Source organism: Niveispirillum fermenti (assembly GCF_052474395.1).
In genome coordinates this window covers 564,237-578,910 of the sequence record NZ_CP156681.1, presented here as the reverse complement: position 1 = coordinate 578,910, position 14,674 = coordinate 564,237, and the positions used below count along the sequence as shown (strand labels likewise).

Annotated in this window: 14 protein-coding genes; 7 read left to right on the top strand and 7 right to left on the bottom strand. The window is 68.1% G+C overall.

The features are described from left to right. The first annotated feature begins 139 nt into the window (after positions 1-139). A complete protein-coding gene (locus ABC728_RS14125) occupies positions 140-1,012 on the top strand; it encodes an SGNH/GDSL hydrolase family protein (protein ID WP_416618979.1) in 873 nt (290 codons plus the stop codon). 102 nt (positions 1,013-1,114) lie between these two features. Then, positions 1,115-3,985 (top strand): ATP-dependent DNA helicase, encoded by a 2,871-nt coding sequence (locus tag ABC728_RS14120; protein WP_416618978.1) that lies wholly within the window; start codon positions 1,115-1,117, stop codon positions 3,983-3,985. Between the two features lie 23 nt (positions 3,986-4,008). On the opposite strand, the gene ABC728_RS14115 is transcribed toward ABC728_RS14120, so the two are convergent. Continuing rightward, complete coding sequence (locus tag ABC728_RS14115; protein ID WP_416618977.1) at positions 4,009-4,170, bottom strand: hypothetical protein; 162 nt, start codon at positions 4,168-4,170, stop codon at positions 4,009-4,011. A gap of 290 nt (positions 4,171-4,460) precedes the next feature. On the opposite strand from ABC728_RS14115, the gene ahcY reads away from it, so the two are divergent. Together ahcY and ABC728_RS14105 are read left to right on the top strand one after the other, a co-directional pair. Next, the gene (gene ahcY, locus ABC728_RS14110) at positions 4,461-5,756 is read left to right on the top strand and encodes an adenosylhomocysteinase (RefSeq protein WP_416618976.1); all 1,296 of its coding nucleotides are present in this window, start codon (positions 4,461-4,463) and stop codon (positions 5,754-5,756) included. Between the two features lie 120 nt (positions 5,757-5,876). Then, positions 5,877-8,315: a PAS domain-containing sensor histidine kinase gene (locus ABC728_RS14105; RefSeq protein ID WP_416618975.1), complete on the top strand. Its 2,439-nt coding sequence runs from the start codon at positions 5,877-5,879 to the stop codon at positions 8,313-8,315. Here ABC728_RS14105 and ABC728_RS14100 read toward each other — a convergent pair whose 3' ends face one another. After that, positions 8,316-9,212 (bottom strand): NAD(P)/FAD-dependent oxidoreductase, encoded by an 897-nt coding sequence (locus tag ABC728_RS14100; protein ID WP_416618974.1) that lies wholly within the window; start codon positions 9,210-9,212, stop codon positions 8,316-8,318. Between the two features lie 103 nt (positions 9,213-9,315). On the opposite strand from ABC728_RS14100, the gene ABC728_RS14095 reads away from it, so the two are divergent. Continuing rightward, positions 9,316-9,774 carry an Rrf2 family transcriptional regulator gene (locus ABC728_RS14095; protein WP_416618973.1) on the top strand — a complete coding sequence of 153 codons (459 nt, stop codon included), beginning with the start codon at positions 9,316-9,318 and terminating at the stop codon, positions 9,772-9,774. 199 nt (positions 9,775-9,973) lie between these two features. Next, positions 9,974-10,597: a Smr/MutS family protein gene (locus ABC728_RS14090; protein ID WP_416618972.1), complete on the top strand. Its 624-nt coding sequence runs from the start codon at positions 9,974-9,976 to the stop codon at positions 10,595-10,597. Between the two features lie 126 nt (positions 10,598-10,723). Here the strand turns inward: ABC728_RS14090 and ABC728_RS14085 are convergent, their stop codons facing one another. From ABC728_RS14085 to ABC728_RS14075, 3 genes are all read right to left on the bottom strand, one after another. Continuing rightward, positions 10,724-11,518 (bottom strand): lysophospholipid acyltransferase family protein, encoded by a 795-nt coding sequence (locus ABC728_RS14085; RefSeq protein WP_416618971.1) that lies wholly within the window; start codon positions 11,516-11,518, stop codon positions 10,724-10,726. 31 nt (positions 11,519-11,549) lie between these two features. Next, positions 11,550-12,368, bottom strand: a complete 819-nt coding sequence (locus ABC728_RS14080) for a GNAT family N-acetyltransferase (RefSeq protein ID WP_416618970.1) — start codon at positions 12,366-12,368, stop codon at positions 11,550-11,552. A gap of 322 nt (positions 12,369-12,690) precedes the next feature. Next, positions 12,691-13,110, bottom strand: coding sequence for a MucR family transcriptional regulator (locus ABC728_RS14075; RefSeq protein WP_416618969.1), 420 nt, complete (start codon positions 13,108-13,110; stop codon positions 12,691-12,693). Positions 13,111-13,207: 97 nt separating this feature from the next. Here ABC728_RS14075 and ABC728_RS14070 point away from each other — a divergent pair, with 97 nt between their 5' ends. Next, on the top strand, positions 13,208-13,456 hold the full coding sequence (locus tag ABC728_RS14070) for a sulfurtransferase TusA family protein (RefSeq protein WP_416618968.1): 249 nt from the start codon (positions 13,208-13,210) through the stop codon (positions 13,454-13,456). A 4-nt stretch (positions 13,457-13,460) separates the two neighbouring features. Here ABC728_RS14070 and ABC728_RS14065 read toward each other — a convergent pair whose 3' ends face one another. Beyond that, positions 13,461-13,955: a GNAT family N-acetyltransferase gene (locus ABC728_RS14065; RefSeq protein WP_416618967.1), complete on the bottom strand. Its 495-nt coding sequence runs from the start codon at positions 13,953-13,955 to the stop codon at positions 13,461-13,463. 5 nt (positions 13,956-13,960) lie between these two features. Further along, complete coding sequence (tsaB, locus tag ABC728_RS14060) at positions 13,961-14,653, bottom strand: tRNA (adenosine(37)-N6)-threonylcarbamoyltransferase complex dimerization subunit type 1 TsaB (protein ID WP_416618966.1); 693 nt, start codon at positions 14,651-14,653, stop codon at positions 13,961-13,963. Positions 14,654-14,674 lie beyond the last annotated feature (21 nt).

Genomic DNA, 14,674 nt, shown 5'->3' with positions numbered 1-14,674 from the left:
CAAAGTGGTAATCTTTGGGTGGTAGGCTTCGCATCGCTTGAGGTGTGTTTGTCACACTGATTATACCGGATGGTGGAAAGACGGAGACCGGACAGCCCGATATCGTGGCTGTCCGGTCTCCACTGTTCAGGATCCCTGCATGCGCCTGCCGTTTCTTCCTGTTCTGCTGGGGGGGCTTTTCGCCCTTTGCCTGGCGGCCGCCCTGTCAACCGATGCCTCCGCCCAGCGGCGCCCCGCCTTGCCGGCGGGTGCCAAATATGTCGCCATGGGCAGTTCATTCGCGGCCGGTCCCGGTCTTCTGCCCTATGTGCCCGATGCCCCGGTCCGTTGCGGCCGTTCCTCGCGCAATTACGCCCATCTGCTGGCGGCCCGCCGGGGGCTTTCGCTGGTGGATGTCACCTGTTCCGGCGCCACCACGGCGGCGGTGCTGACGGGGTGGCGGGAACTGCCGCCGCAGGTCGAGGCGGTGGATGCCGACACAAGGCTGGTCACTGTGACCATCGGCGGCAATGATCTGGGCTATATCGGCAACCTCATGTCCCTGTCCTGTGCCCAACTGGCGGCGCGGCTGGGTGATCCCACCGGCCGGTGCCGGCCGGCGGCTGATCCGGGGGCCGGCGCCTTCGATGCCCTGCCGCGGGCCATGGCCGATGTGGCCGCCGCCGTGCGGGCGCGGGCGCCCGATGCCCTGTTGGTCTTTGTCGATTATCCCGTCGTGCTGCCGCCGCGCGACCTGTGCGACGGCACGCCGCTGACGCGCGAACAGGCCGAGGCCGCGCGTGCCGTGGCGGCCCGGCTGGCCGCCATCACCGAGGCCGCGGCCAGCGATGCCGGCGCCCTGCTGCTGAAGGCGTCGGAGCTTTCCCTGGGGCACGATGCCTGCGCGGCCGACCCCTGGATGACGGGCTATCCCGCGCCGACCGGGGCCGTCGCCTATCATGTGACCCCGCCCGGCATGGAAGCCGTGGCCCAGGCGCTGGACCGGATGCTGGACCAGGTGCCGGCGCGCTGATCGCTTCCTGCCTCTCCCGGACCGGTGCCGGCGGCCGGGTGAAGGGGTGATGTTCCTGTTTTGTTGATGCAAGCGGCCCGGCTTCGCCTATACTCCGCCGCCATGAGCGAGATCGTTCCCTTCCGCCGGCCGGGTGCCGCCACGGTGCCCGATGCGGCCGGGGCCCTGCGCACGGCACCGCCGAGCCTGCTGCTGCCCGATGCGCCCGCCATCGTGGTGGGGGCCCGTGGCGTCACCTGGGTGACGCCGGACGGGGAGGTTGACCTGCTGCCCCATGACGAGGCGGCCTGGCGTCTGCGGCACCAGAACGTGATCCTGGCGCACGCCCGTGCCGTGGGCCGCCGGCTGCGGACCGACCGGATGGCCGACCCGTTCGACCTGCTGGAACTGTATGCCTTTGTCCGGCCGGCCCGGTTCTGCCTGCCCACGCCCAAGGGGCTGGCGGATGCGCTGGGCCTGCCTGCACCCGGCGATCCGGAGGCCGAAGCCCTGTCCCTGATCGACAGCGCCCGCGCGCTTCTGTCCGAACTGGCCGGCAACAACCAGCCGGAAGACGGGGCGGGGCGCGGGCGGCAGCCGCATGAACGGTCCGACCCGGCCGGCATCGGCTGGTTCATGGGACAGGCCGGCTGGCCGTGGACGCCATCGGTGATGGCCGCGCTGGGCCTGCCGCACGGGCCGGGCGACGGGCGTGCCCGTCGCGGGCCGATGGTGTGGAACCACCTGAAGGAATGGCAGGCCGAGGCGCCCGAGCCGCCGCCCGGCCATGTGCCCGTTGAACCGGCGGAAGCGCGCTGGCGGCTGGCCGAACTGGTCGGCAGCGGACACGGGGTGGAACCCCGGCCGCAGCAGGCCGACTATGCCAGCGCCGTTTCCACCGCGTTTACCCCGCGTGACGAGCAGGGCGTGCCCAATATCGTGCTGGCGGAGGCCGGCACGGGTGTGGGCAAGACGCTGGGCTATCTGGCCCCGGCCACCCTGTGGGCGGAGAAGAACAACGGTCCCGTCTGGATTTCCACCTATACCCGCCAGCTTCAGCAGCAGATCGACAAGGAACTGGACCGGCTGCATCCCGACCCGTCGGTGAAGGCACGGCGCGTCGTGGTCCGCAAGGGGCGGGAAAACTACCTGTGCCTGCTGAACCTGGAGGAAGCGGCCAACATCGCCCATACCCAGCCGGCCTATGCCACCGCCATCGGGCTGATGGCACGCTGGGCCGCGGCCACGCGCGACGGCGACATGGCGGGCGGGGATTTCCCCGGCTGGCTGGTCGATGTGCTGGGCAAGGGCCGCACGCTGGGCCTGGCCGACCGCCGGGGGGAATGCGTCTACAATGCCTGTTCCCACTATACCCGCTGCTTCATCGAGAAATCGGTCCGCCGCGCGCGCAAGGCCGACATCGTGGTGGCCAACCATGCCCTGGTCATGGTGCAGGCGGCCCTGGGCGGCGGGGACGATGCCTATATCCCCACCCGCTATGTCTTCGACGAGGGGCACCACGTCTTCGATGCTGCCGACAGCGCTTTTGCCGGCCATCTGACGGCGGCGGAGGCGGCGGAGCTGCGCCGCTGGCTGCTGGGCGCGGAGGTGTCGGGCCGCAGCCGGGCCCGCGGCCTGCAGCGGCGGGTGGAGGATCTGGTCGGGGGCGACAAGGTCGCGCTGGAACAGTTGCAGGAGATCAGGCAGGCGGCCCAGATCCTGCCGGGGGAGGCCTGGGCGCAGCGCATCCATGGCGGGGAGGTGAAGGGCCCGCTGGAGGCGTTCCTGGCCGGCGTGCGGGCGCAGGTGCTGGCCCGCGCCCCGGGCGTGGACAATCCCTACAGCCTGGAGACCGAGTGCAGGCCCGTGGCGGAAGGGCTGGTTGACCTGGCCCTGGATCTGGATGCCGCCCTGTTGAAGCTGGCCATGCCGCTGGAGAAGCTGGCCGACCGGCTGAAGGAGATGCTGGAGGAGGAGGCGGACGAGCTTGAGGCCGAGACGCGCCGCCGCATGGACAGCATCGCACGCGCCCTGAAACGCCGCGCCCAGAACGAGGTGACGGGCTGGCGGCTGATGCTGCAAAGCCTGAAGGACGAGACACCGCGCAAGTTCGTGGACTGGTTCGGGATCGAGCGGATCGACGGCCGCGACTTCGACACGGGCATGTATCGCCATTGGGTCGATCCGACCATCCCGTTTGCCGACACGGTGGGCACGGCGGCCCACGGGCTGGTGCTGACCAGCGCCACGCTGACCGATGGCACGGGCGATGTGGAGCAGGACTGGCGGGCCGCACACCTGCGCACCGGCACGGTGCATATGGGCGGGGCGGCGTTGCGCGCCGCCGTGCCCAGCCCCTTCGATTATGCCAGTCAGACCCGCGTGCTGATCGTGAACGATGTGCGCAAGGATGATCTGGGGCAGGTGGCCTCGGCCTATCGCGAACTGTTCCTGGCGGCGGGCGGCGGCGGGCTGGGCCTTTTCACGGCCATCCAGCGGCTGCGCGGCGTGCATGAACGCATCGCCGAACCACTGGAGGAAGCGGGCATCCCGCTTCTGGCCCAGCATCTGGACGGCATGGATGTGCCCACCCTGGTGGATATCTTCCGCGGCGAGGAGGATGCCTGCCTGCTGGGTACCGATGCGGTACGCGACGGGGTGGATGTGCCGGGCCGTTCCCTGCGCCTGATCGTGTTCGACCGCGTGCCCTGGCCCCGGCCCGACATATTGCACAAGGCGCGACGCAACTATTTCGACAAGGTGGCGGGGCGCAAAGGGTTCGACGACATGATCACCCGCCTGCGCCTGCGCCAGGCCTTCGGCCGTCTGGTGCGACGCGCGGATGACCAGGGCGTGTTCGTGCTGCTGGACCCGATGATGCCATCCCGCCTGCTGGGTGCCTTCCCCGAGGGGGTGGAGGTGCGCAAGGTCGGGCTGGCGGAAGCCGTGAAGGTGACCAGGGGGTTCCTGGCGCCGGATGATACGGCGCGCTGATCCGTGGCGCGCCGGAACTCCCCCTATTCCGTCCCGCGGCGTGAAAAGGCGGCGGCCCCGCGCATCAGCCGTTCCAGGTCACGGATACGCTCGGCCTGCCTGGCCTGACGGCGCTGTTCGTCCGTCTGGCCCTCTGTCGTCACCGCCGGCCGGCCATTGCCCGCATCGTCATCACCCGATTCCATTGCCTGTCCCACCCCGCCTTCAGCCCCCGCCGCCGCATACGATAGTCGGGCAGCCTGTCCGGGGTGGCAATCCGCCTCCTGCACATGGCAGGCGTCAAAAGGTCGCGGGGGAACGCGATCGGGAGCATGATCCGGCATGGGCACAGATGCACACATAAAGATATCTTTATGCTTGCCTGCGACCGCTCCGCCTGATACATGCTGCACCAGACGCGGCGGCCGGATCGGACCGCCGCTTGTGCTGTTTATCAAACCCACGACCCGCGCCTGCCGCGCGACAGGGAGCCAACATGACCGCCTTCACCGACTACAAGGTCGCCGACATCTCGCTGGCCGGCTGGGGCCGCAAGGAAATCACCATCGCCGAGACCGAGATGCCCGGCCTGATGGCGCTGCGCGCCGAATATGGCGCGTCCAAGCCGCTGGCCGGTGCGCGCATCGTCGGCTGCCTGCACATGACGATCCAGACCGCCGTGCTGATCGAGACGCTGACGGCGCTGGGCGCCACCGTCCGCTGGTCGTCCTGCAACATCTTCTCCACCCAGGATCAGGCCGCCGCCGCCATCGCCGCCGCCGGCATCCCCGTCTTCGCCTGGAAGGGTGAGACGGAAGAGGAATTCTGGTGGTGCATCGAGCAGACGCTGCACGGGCCGGACGGCTGGGTGCCGAACATGATCCTGGATGATGGCGGCGACGTCACCCAGATCATGCACGACAAGTATCCGGAAATGCTGGCCGAGGTGAAGGGCCTGTCGGAAGAGACCACGACCGGCGTGCATCGCCTGTACGAGATGGTGAAGGCCGGCACCCTGAAGGTCCCCGCCATCAATGTGAATGACAGCGTCACCAAGTCGAAGTTCGACAACCTGTATGGCTGCCGCGAATCGCTGGTGGACGGCATCAAGCGCGCCACCGACGTGATGATCGCCGGCAAGGTTGCCGTCGTCGCCGGCTATGGCGATGTGGGCAAGGGCTCCGCCGCTTCGCTCCGCACTCAGGGTGCGCGCGTGCTGGTGACGGAGATCGATCCGATCAACGCGCTCCAGGCCGCCATGGAAGGCTATCAGGTCGTCACCATGGAAGACGCCGCCCCGCACGGCGACATCTTCGTGACCTGCACCGGCAATGTCGATGTGATCACGCTGGACCATATGCGCGCCATGAAGGACCGCGCCATCGTCTGCAACATCGGCCATTTCGACAGCGAGATTCAGATCGCCGCCCTGTCGAACTATGTCTGGGACGAGGTGAAGCCGCAGGTCGACGAGGTGGTGTTCCCCGACGGCAAGCGCCTGATCGTGCTGGCCAAGGGCCGCCTGGTCAACCTGGGCTGCGCCACCGGCCACCCCAGCTTCGTGATGTCCGCCAGCTTCACCAACCAGGTGCTGGCCCAGATCGAGCTGTGGCAGAACCATGCCAAGTACGAGAACAAGGTCTATGTGCTGCCCAAGCACCTGGATGAGAAGGTGGCCCGTCTGCACCTGGACAAGATCGGCGCCAAGCTGACCGTCCTGTCCCAGGCCCAGGCCGACTACATCGCCGTGCCGGTCCAGGGTCCGTTCAAGCCGGATCACTACCGTTATTGATCCTTATCCCCGTTCCGGGCAAGGTGACAGACCCCCGCCGGCAGCGACCGGCGGGGGTTTTCTTTTGGGTGGCTGGCCGGGCCTTGCTTTTCAAGGAATCCCCCTTCTAAACTGCCGCCCGTGAAGCCGGCTGTTGTCCATCTTGTCGCCGTTGCCGGTGCCGCCCTGGTGGGGTTGGCCGGAATCGGCTGGATGCTGCGCCCCCTGTGGGAAGCGCAATCCCCCGTGCTTGCCCTGCTGGCGCTGGCCCTGCTGCTGACCGTGGCGGCCCTGATGATCCGGCTGCTGACCTGGGCGCGGGGCCGGGAACTGGACCTGATCGAGGCCAGGGTCGAGATGGCCCGCCTGACGGCACTGGCCGATGGCGTGCCGGAACCCTGGCTGGCGCTGGGCGCTGCGGGGGATTTGTCGGTTGCACCGGGTTTCGCCGCCCTGCTGGGCGTGGAACAGGTGCGGCGCCTGGATGATGTCGAACAGGCGCTGGCCCCCAGCGACGCGGCCGCCTTGCACGGGTCCTTCCGCCACCTGACCGACAGCGGCAAGCCATTCCGCATCAATGTGCGGCTGGCCGACGGATCGCGATTCTTCCAGGCCAGCGGCCGGCGTGGGGAGGGGCCGGACGGCGCCTTCCTGCATCTTCTCTGGCTGCGTGACATCACCCCGGAAGGGCTGGAACAGGTCCGGCGGGTGGAAACGGCGCAGGCGCAGGCGGTGGAGCTGGAACGGCTGCGCGCGCTTCTGGCCGACCTGCCGCTGCCGCTGTGGCGGCGCACGCCCGCGCTGGAGATCGACTGGTGCAACCGGGCCTATGCAAGGCTTCTGGACAGCACGCCGGACCAGGTGCTGACCCAGGGCGCGGAACTGCCCGGCGGCCTGCTGGGCAGCCCGCGCGACCTGGCGCAGCGTGCCCTGGCGGCGGGTGCGGCGCAGGAGGAGGAACGGTTCCTGGTCGTGGATGGCGACCGCCGCCTGTTCCAGTTCACGGAAACGCCGCTGCCGTCCGGCGGTCTGGCCGGGTTGGCCATCGACCGGACCATTGAACGTTCCCTGCGCGATGAACTGGCCCGCCATATCGACGCGCATGCCGAGGTGCTGCACCAGTTGGGGTCGGCCATCGCCATCTATGGCCCGGACATGCGCATCAAGTTCCACAACCATGCCTATGCGAGGCTGTGGGACATGGATACGGGCTGGCTGGCCGACGAACCAACCTATGGCGAGGTGCTGGAGGATCTGCGCGCCCGGCGCAAGCTGACGGAGGAAGCGGATTTCCCACGCTGGAAGAAGCAGCAACTGGCGCTGTTCACCTCGCTGATCGAACCGATGGAGCAGTTGCTGCACCTGCCCGATGGGCGGACGCTGCGGTCATTGTCGGTGCCGCATCCGTTCGGCGGGCTGATGTTCGTGGCCGAGGATGTGACCCATACGCTGGCGCTGGAATCCTCCTACAACACACTGATGGCCGTGCAGCAGGAGACGCTGGACAATCTGGCCGAGGGCGTGGCCGTGTTCGGCGGTGACGGAAGGCTGAAGCTGTACAACCCCGCCTTCCTGCGCGTCTGGTCCCTGAATGACGGGCTGACGCGGGGGGAACCGCATCTGGCCCGGCTGGTCGATATCGTCCGTCCGCTGCTGGACGAAGGGGGCGACTGGGACCGCGAGCGGGAGAAGCTGGTCGGCCACCTGCTGCAGCGCCGTGCCGATGCCGGCATCCTGCGCCGTGCCGACGGGTCGGTCCTGCGCTATGCCGTGGTGCCGCTGCCCGACGGGGCCGTGCTGTTCTCCTGTCTGGACGTGACGGACAGCGACCGGGTGGAAATGGCCCTGCGCGCCAGCAACGAGGCGCTGGAGGCCGCCGACCGGCTGAAGGCGGAGTTCATCGCCAACGTGTCCTACCAGCTCCGCACCCCGCTGAACGCCATCATGGGTTTTGCCGAGATACTGCATAACCAGTATTTCGGACCGCTGAACGCCCGCCAGCAGGAATATGCCAAGGGCGTTCTGGAGGCCAGCCGGCGGCTTCTGTCGCTGGTCAACGACATCCTGGACCTGGCCACGATCGAGGCCGGGTTCATGGTGCTGGAACATGACAGGGTGGATATCGCCCAGCTTCTGCATTCCGTCGCCGGCCTGACCCGCGACTGGGCCCGCAAGCAGAGCCTGGACCTGCGCGTCGACATGCCCGACCAGATCGGCGCCATGGAAGGGGACGAGAAGCGGTTGAAACAGGCCCTGTTCAACCTGGTCAGCAACGCCATCAAGTTCACGCCCCCCGGCGGACGCATCACCCTTTCCGCCGCCAGGGTGGGGGAGGAGATCGTGCTGTCCGTCGCCGATACGGGCGTGGGCATCGCCAGCGATGAACATCAGCGCGTCTTCGAGCGGTTCGAGCGGGGCACGACCGGCCAGGGTGGCCCGGCCGGTGCCGGCCTGGGCCTGTCGCTGGTGAAAAGCTTCATCGAACTGCATGGCGGCAGCGTGGAGATCAGCAGCGACGGCCAGTCCGGTGCCATCATCCGTTGCCGCCTGCCGGCCGTGCAGGCCGGCCGGACGGCCTGATCAATCCATCAGCATCGACTGGTGCGTGCCCGCCCCGGCCCGTACACCGGAAGCCGCCGCCAGGGTGGCATTGTGCATGGCCATGATGGCGTCGCCCGCGGCATAGACCCCGGGGACGCTGGTCGCCCCCCAATCATCGACGGTCAGATAGGGGCCGCTGTGACCCTCGGTGAAGGTGCAGCCCAACTGTGACGCCAGGGGGCTGGCCATATGGGTCCGCGGCCCCACGAACAGCGCGGATACCGGCACGGTGCTGCCGTCGCGCAGGCGGGCGGCCTCCAGTGCGGGGGCGGCACCCAGCAGCTCGACCACCGGTTCCTCCACCAGCGTCACCCCCCGGGCGGCCAGCCGCGCTGTCATATCGGGCGCCACCAGCATCGCCTCCTGCGTGAACAACACCGACGGGCCCCAGTCGGCGATCAGCAGCGCCTTCATGTCGGCGCCGGGCTGTGTGGCCAGCACGCCCATCGGCCGGCCGCCGATCTCGTACCCGTGGCAATAGGGACAATGCAGCACGCTGTGGCCCCAGCGCTCGGCCAGGCCGGGCAGGGAAGGCAATTCATCGCGCACGCCGGTGGCCAGGATCAGGCGCCGGCCCGTCAGGGTCCGTCCGTCCCCCAGCGCGACCGTGAACCGGCCCCGGCCGCCCGTCGCGATCTCCGCCGATCCGTCGACCCAATCCAGGGTGGGATAGGCCGTCAATTGGGCGCGGGCCTGGGCCATGATACGGGCGGGCGGCACGCCATCCTGGCCCAGAAACCCGTGGGCCGTGGCCGCAAACCGGTTGCGCGGCCGGCCGGCATCCACCAGCGCCACCCGGCGCCGGGCCCGGACCAGTTGCATGGCCGCCGACTGGCCCGCGAAGCTGCCGCCGATGACGATCACGTCGTAGAGCATGGATATCCCCATATCTTGAATCTTCATAAGTTACATGATGGCTGCACCCCCCTTATTTTGCAACTACTCTTGTTACGAAAGAAGGAAAGGGTTAGAACGGGGCATGCGAACCGACAGCCGCCTTTCCCGCATGCTGCATGCGCTGATCCATATGGATCGGCTGGACGGGGCCGCGACCTCCGACATCCTGGCCAGCATGCTGAACACCAATCCCGTCGTGGTCCGGCGGACCATGGCCGGGCTGCGCGATCAGGGGCTGGTGACGTCGGAAAAGGGGCATGGCGGCGGCTGGGCGCTGGCCCGGCCGCTGTCGGCGATCACGCTGCTGGATATCTATCGCGCGCTGGGCGAACCGCAGCTTTTCGCCATCGGGCCCTCGGCGGACAATCCGGCCTGCCTGGTGGAGCAGGCCGTCAACGAGACGATGGGCGCGGCCCTGGCAGAGGCACGGACCACCCTTCTGGCGCGGCTGGGCCAGGTCACGCTGGGCGAAATCGCCCGGCAGTTCGATGAGAAATGGCGCATGGTGGGGGGGCGGTTGCCGCCGGACCGGCCAGCCTGAGCCTGCGCGTCGAGAATACCGGCTGCGCGCTGGGTGGATCGGCATTGCCGTTGGGGGAATGGCGGCTTATCTCCCGCTATACGGGGGTCGCCCGCCATATTCTCCCTCATCCCTTAGAGACCAAGGCCGCCCGGATTGCATCCCGCCCCCCGCCCTTCCGCCTGTGATCACGCGCATGGATGCGGCGCCAGGGGGTGTCATGTCTGATCGCAAGCCAAAGCTGCCCACGCCTGCCGAACTGGATCTGTGGCGCACCGTGATGCGCGATGCCACGCCCCTGGCCGGGCGCCGGCGCAGCGCGCCCAAGCCGAAGCCCGTCCCGGTGCCGGCCCCATCATCCGCGCCGCCGGCGGCAGCGGCCCCCGTGTCCCCGCCCACTCGTCCCGGCACGGTGGCAGCGGAAAAGCTGGCCGAGCTTTTGCGTGGCATGCCGGTGCGGGAGAAGGTGCGGGTCGATGTGAACCTGGCCCCGTCGCCGTTGGGCCGCGTGGCCGGTGTGGACAAGCGCACCGACGACAAGCTGCGCCGGGGCCGCCTGGGGATCGACGGCCGTATCGACCTGCACGGCCTGACCCAGAGCGAGGCGCATGACACGCTTCTGGGCTTCATCCGGCGCAGCCATGCGGCCGGCCGCCGCAACGTGCTGGTGATCACGGGCAAGGGGCAGATGCCGCGCGGCGAAGGGGTGCTGCGGCTGTCGGTCCCGCGCTGGCTGCGGGAAGGTGATGTCGGGCGGCTGGTCCTGTCCATCCACCAGGCCCAGCCGCAGCATGGCGGGGGCGGGGCCTATTACGTGCTGCTGCGCCGCCGGCGCGAAGGTTGATACCAGGTTGCGGTGAGTTGAACTCATCGCAACCTGATTGGCGCGTTGAGCGCCCGCGCGGCACGTGCTGCATGAAGCCCAGGCCGACGGATGTCGGCGTCGGCGTGAGGGGCAGAAAATATACGGTCAGGCCGCCCGGCCCGTGACGGCCCGGTCCACGCCCGCGGCCACCGATTTCCAGCAGATGTCGGCCAGCGCCTTGCGGCTGCCGACGCTGTCCAGCGATTGCGGCGGGTGGAACTCCACCAGGATGCGCAGGCGCCCGGCCCGCATCATGCGCCACAGGTGCGGGGGCAGTTCCATGTCGCCATACCAGGCGTAAAGCTGCCGCCAGGCATGGCCCAGCGGGATGCCGTCCAGATGGGTGGCTGTGACGCTGACAGGCTGCACGGTCAGGGGCCGATCCTGGATGCGGGTCGATGCGACGGCGAACAGCGCCGTCTTGAAGGGCAGGGTGCGGTTGCCGTCGCTGCTGGTGCCTTCCGGAAACAGGATCAGATGGTCACCGGCCAGCAGCCGGCCCTGGATCGTGTCGCGCTGTTCATCCGCCTTGTGCCGGGCCGTGCGATCGACAAAGACGGTGCGCTGCAGACGGGCCAGCAGGCCGAAGACGGGCCAGCCATCGACATCCACCTTGGCGATGAAACTGGCCGGCAGGATGGACCCCAGGACGGGAATGTCGAGATAGGAGGAATGGTTGGCAATGAACAGGACCGGCCGGTCGGTGGCCGGCGTGCCCTTCACCTCCACCTGCAGGCCCATGATGCGGCAGCAGATGCGATGGTAGAAACGCGGAAAGGCCGCCGCGGCCCGGTGGGGCGACAGGCGCAGCAGCAAAATCTGGACGGGAATGCCGCACAGGGTCACGGTGGCATAGGCCGCCAGCCTGAAAATTCCCAACAGCGTCGAGCCGATCTCCATTCCCCACCGCCCGTCGCGAAGGCGCGCCGCCTTACAGCAGCGCGCTGCCCCGGCGCTCATAATGGCGCAGGTATTTGTCGGTGATCAGGTCGGTCTTCACGACGATCGACACATCGGTCGTGTTGAACTGATGGTCTACCACGGCCCCTTCGCCCACGAAGCCACCCAGCCGCAGATACCCCTTGATCAGGGGCGGCACCTCATTGATGCCGCGGCGGGGGTCGATCTCATGCTCCGCCATCATCGCCATTTCCACATAGCGGTGCGGCAGGGCCACGGGGCGCAGGGCAGGCGGGGCCAGATGGTGGTAGTAGAGATAGGAGAGCGGCAGGGCGAGCGCCTTGGGGTCCGTGCCGGGCAGGCTGGCGCAGCCGAACATCAGCTTGATGTCGTAATGCGCGGCATAGGCGGCAATGCCCCGCCACAGCAACTGCATGGTCCCGCGGCTGCGATAGGCCAAATCCACGCAGGAGCGGCCCAGTTCCAGCACCTCGCCCGGATATTCCTCGATCCGGGAGATGTCGTATTCATCGGAGGAATAGAACGACCCCATGCGGGCCGCCGTGGCCCGCCGGATCAGGCGGTAGGTGCCCACCACGCCGGCCGCACCGCCGCCCAGGCTATGGTCGATCACCAGCAGATGGTCGCAGATGCTGTCGAACATGTCGAAGTCGCGCCGCTGGGCAGCCATCTCCGCCGTCGGCCGTGCCTCCATCTCCTCATAGAAGACGCGATAGCGCAGGCGCTGGGCGGCCGTGACCTCGGCCGCGCTTTCCGCGAGCCGGACTTCCAGATTGCCGGCGCGCAATTCACCGGAAATCAGGGCATCGGTGGCAATGATGTCAGCCATGCTCTCACATATTCTGGGTCGCTGGCGTTATCCGGCCGGGACCGGGCCGGTCTCCAACCTCGTGTATTGGCATAACACAAAGCGCCGTCAACCGGTCAACCCACTGTGTCACAATCGGTGGCCCGATCACGAAAGTTTCATGGCCCCGCCCCGCAAATTTCAAAGACCTTCGCGGGTTTGCGGGTAGGTACGCGCCGGTGCCATGCGCAAATCACAGGGGTTGCCCGCCCCCGCCCCCCCGGCTACGGCGCATGCCGACATGGAAAGGGGGCGGCCCTGCGGCCGCCCCCGAACCGATGCACCCCCGAAGGGCGTCTGGTGCTTACTCGTCCTCGCCGCGGCGGGCGCGGGTGCCAAGGCCGATCTGCTTGGCCAGGCGCGAACGCTGCTTGGCATAGTTGGGTGCAACCATCGGATAGTCGGGCGGCAGGCCCCAGCGCTCCCGGTATTCCTCCGGCGACATGTTGTAGGCCGTCTTCAGATGGCGCTTCAACATCTTCAACTTCTTGCCGTCTTCCAGGCAGACGATGTATTCCGGGGTCACCGACTTCTTGATGGCGACGGCCGGCTGCGGCTTCTCGCTCTGTACCACCGGCTCGGCGCCGACATTGGACAAAGTGCGGTAGACCTGTTCGATCAGCGCAGGAAGATCATTGATGGTGACTGTATTGTTGGAAACATGAGCAGCGACGATTTCCGTCGTCAGAGACAAAAGTTCGGGCGAGGATGATGCGTTCGTCATGTATCATTGCTCCGGGCGAGAATCTCGATGGTCATATAAGTCCTCTTTCCCCCTCTTGCAATATCGATTTGGCACGAAGGCAAAGGAATCGTTCGACGTGGAAAACATTCCAGATCAGTTTCTCGACATCACGGCACTTGTCTGCCCAATGACATTCGTCAGAACGAAACTTGTCGTGGAACGATTGTTGCCCGGTCAAGGGCTTGAAGTGAGAATGAATTTTGGGGAGCCCAGCCGCAATGTCCCGGCCAGCCTGCGTGAACACGGCTATCTGGTCGGCGATCTTCAACCGGAGAATCCTGAAATCCCCGACGGCATCCAGCGTTTGAAGGTGCGCAAGCCCTGACCGTTCAGGGCGGCGGCGGTTCCAGCATCATGATCAGCGCGTCAATTGATTGGCCGCCATGCTGGTAATAGCCGCGCCGCCGGCCGGCCTCGATAAAACCTGCCGAAGCATAGAGCGCGATGGCCGCTGTATTGATGACGGCGACTTCCAGGAAAATCTTTGCCACGCCGCGCGCCGTCAGGCTGTGCAACCCTTGGGCCAGCAGGGCACGGCCCAGCCCGTGGCCACGCGCGGCGGGGTCGGTGCCGATGGTCAGCAACTCCGCCTCGTCCAGCACCATTCGCCACAGTGCCAGGGCGCGCGGCGCCCCCCCTTCGGTCAGAATCCAGCCTTCCACGCCCGGCATGGCCAGCAGATTGGCGAAGGCGGCCTCGTCCCAGGCGGGGCCGCTTGGTGCGGGATCGCGGAAGGCCAGGGCATGCAGGGCGGCCAGCACACCCGCATGTACCGGCCCCGCCGGCAGGATTTCCCGTTCCCCCGTCTGCCGTTCCCCCGTCATGGCGGTCAGCGCGGCCGGGGAAGGGTGACGTCGGGCGGGCGCAGATAGAACGGATCGGCCGCACGCCGTGCGATATCGGCCGGCCCCGCCGCTGCCGCAATGCGGGCGGTGGCCAGCGCCTCTGCCGCACCCGTGGTTTCCAGCACGCCGACGGGGCCCGTCCAGACCCCCAGCGCCTGGGCCGCGCGCGCCGCGGCATCCCCCACGATCAGCAGCGGCCCCGGCGGCAGCGTGGCGGCGGCGTGGGCCGGCAGGTCGGCGGGCAGCACGTCGGCCGGCTCGCCCAGCGGGACCAGTGCCGCCGTGAAGGGCTGCACGAACAGGTCGTCGCGCCGGCTTTCGATGGCGGCCAGCAGCGTGTGACCGGCGCGGGTGGCGGGGTCCAGCCCTGCGGCGGCGGCTTCCAGCGTCGTCACTCCCACCAGCGGACAGCCGGCGGCCAGGGCGAAGCCGCGGGCGGCGGCCAGCCCGACGCGCAGCCCCGTGAAGGTGCCCGGCCCGACCGTCACCCCGATGCGGCCGATGGCGCCGAAGCCGATCCCGGCTGCGGCCAGCACCTCCTCGACCATGGGAACCAGCCGTTCGGCCAGGCCGCGCTGCATCTGTTCGGCGCGCACGGCCAGGCAGGTGCCTGTCGCCGCATCCCACAGGGCGACGGCGCAGGCGCTGGTCGCCGTATCCAGGCCAAGCGTGATCATTGGCGCATATCCATCCGCATC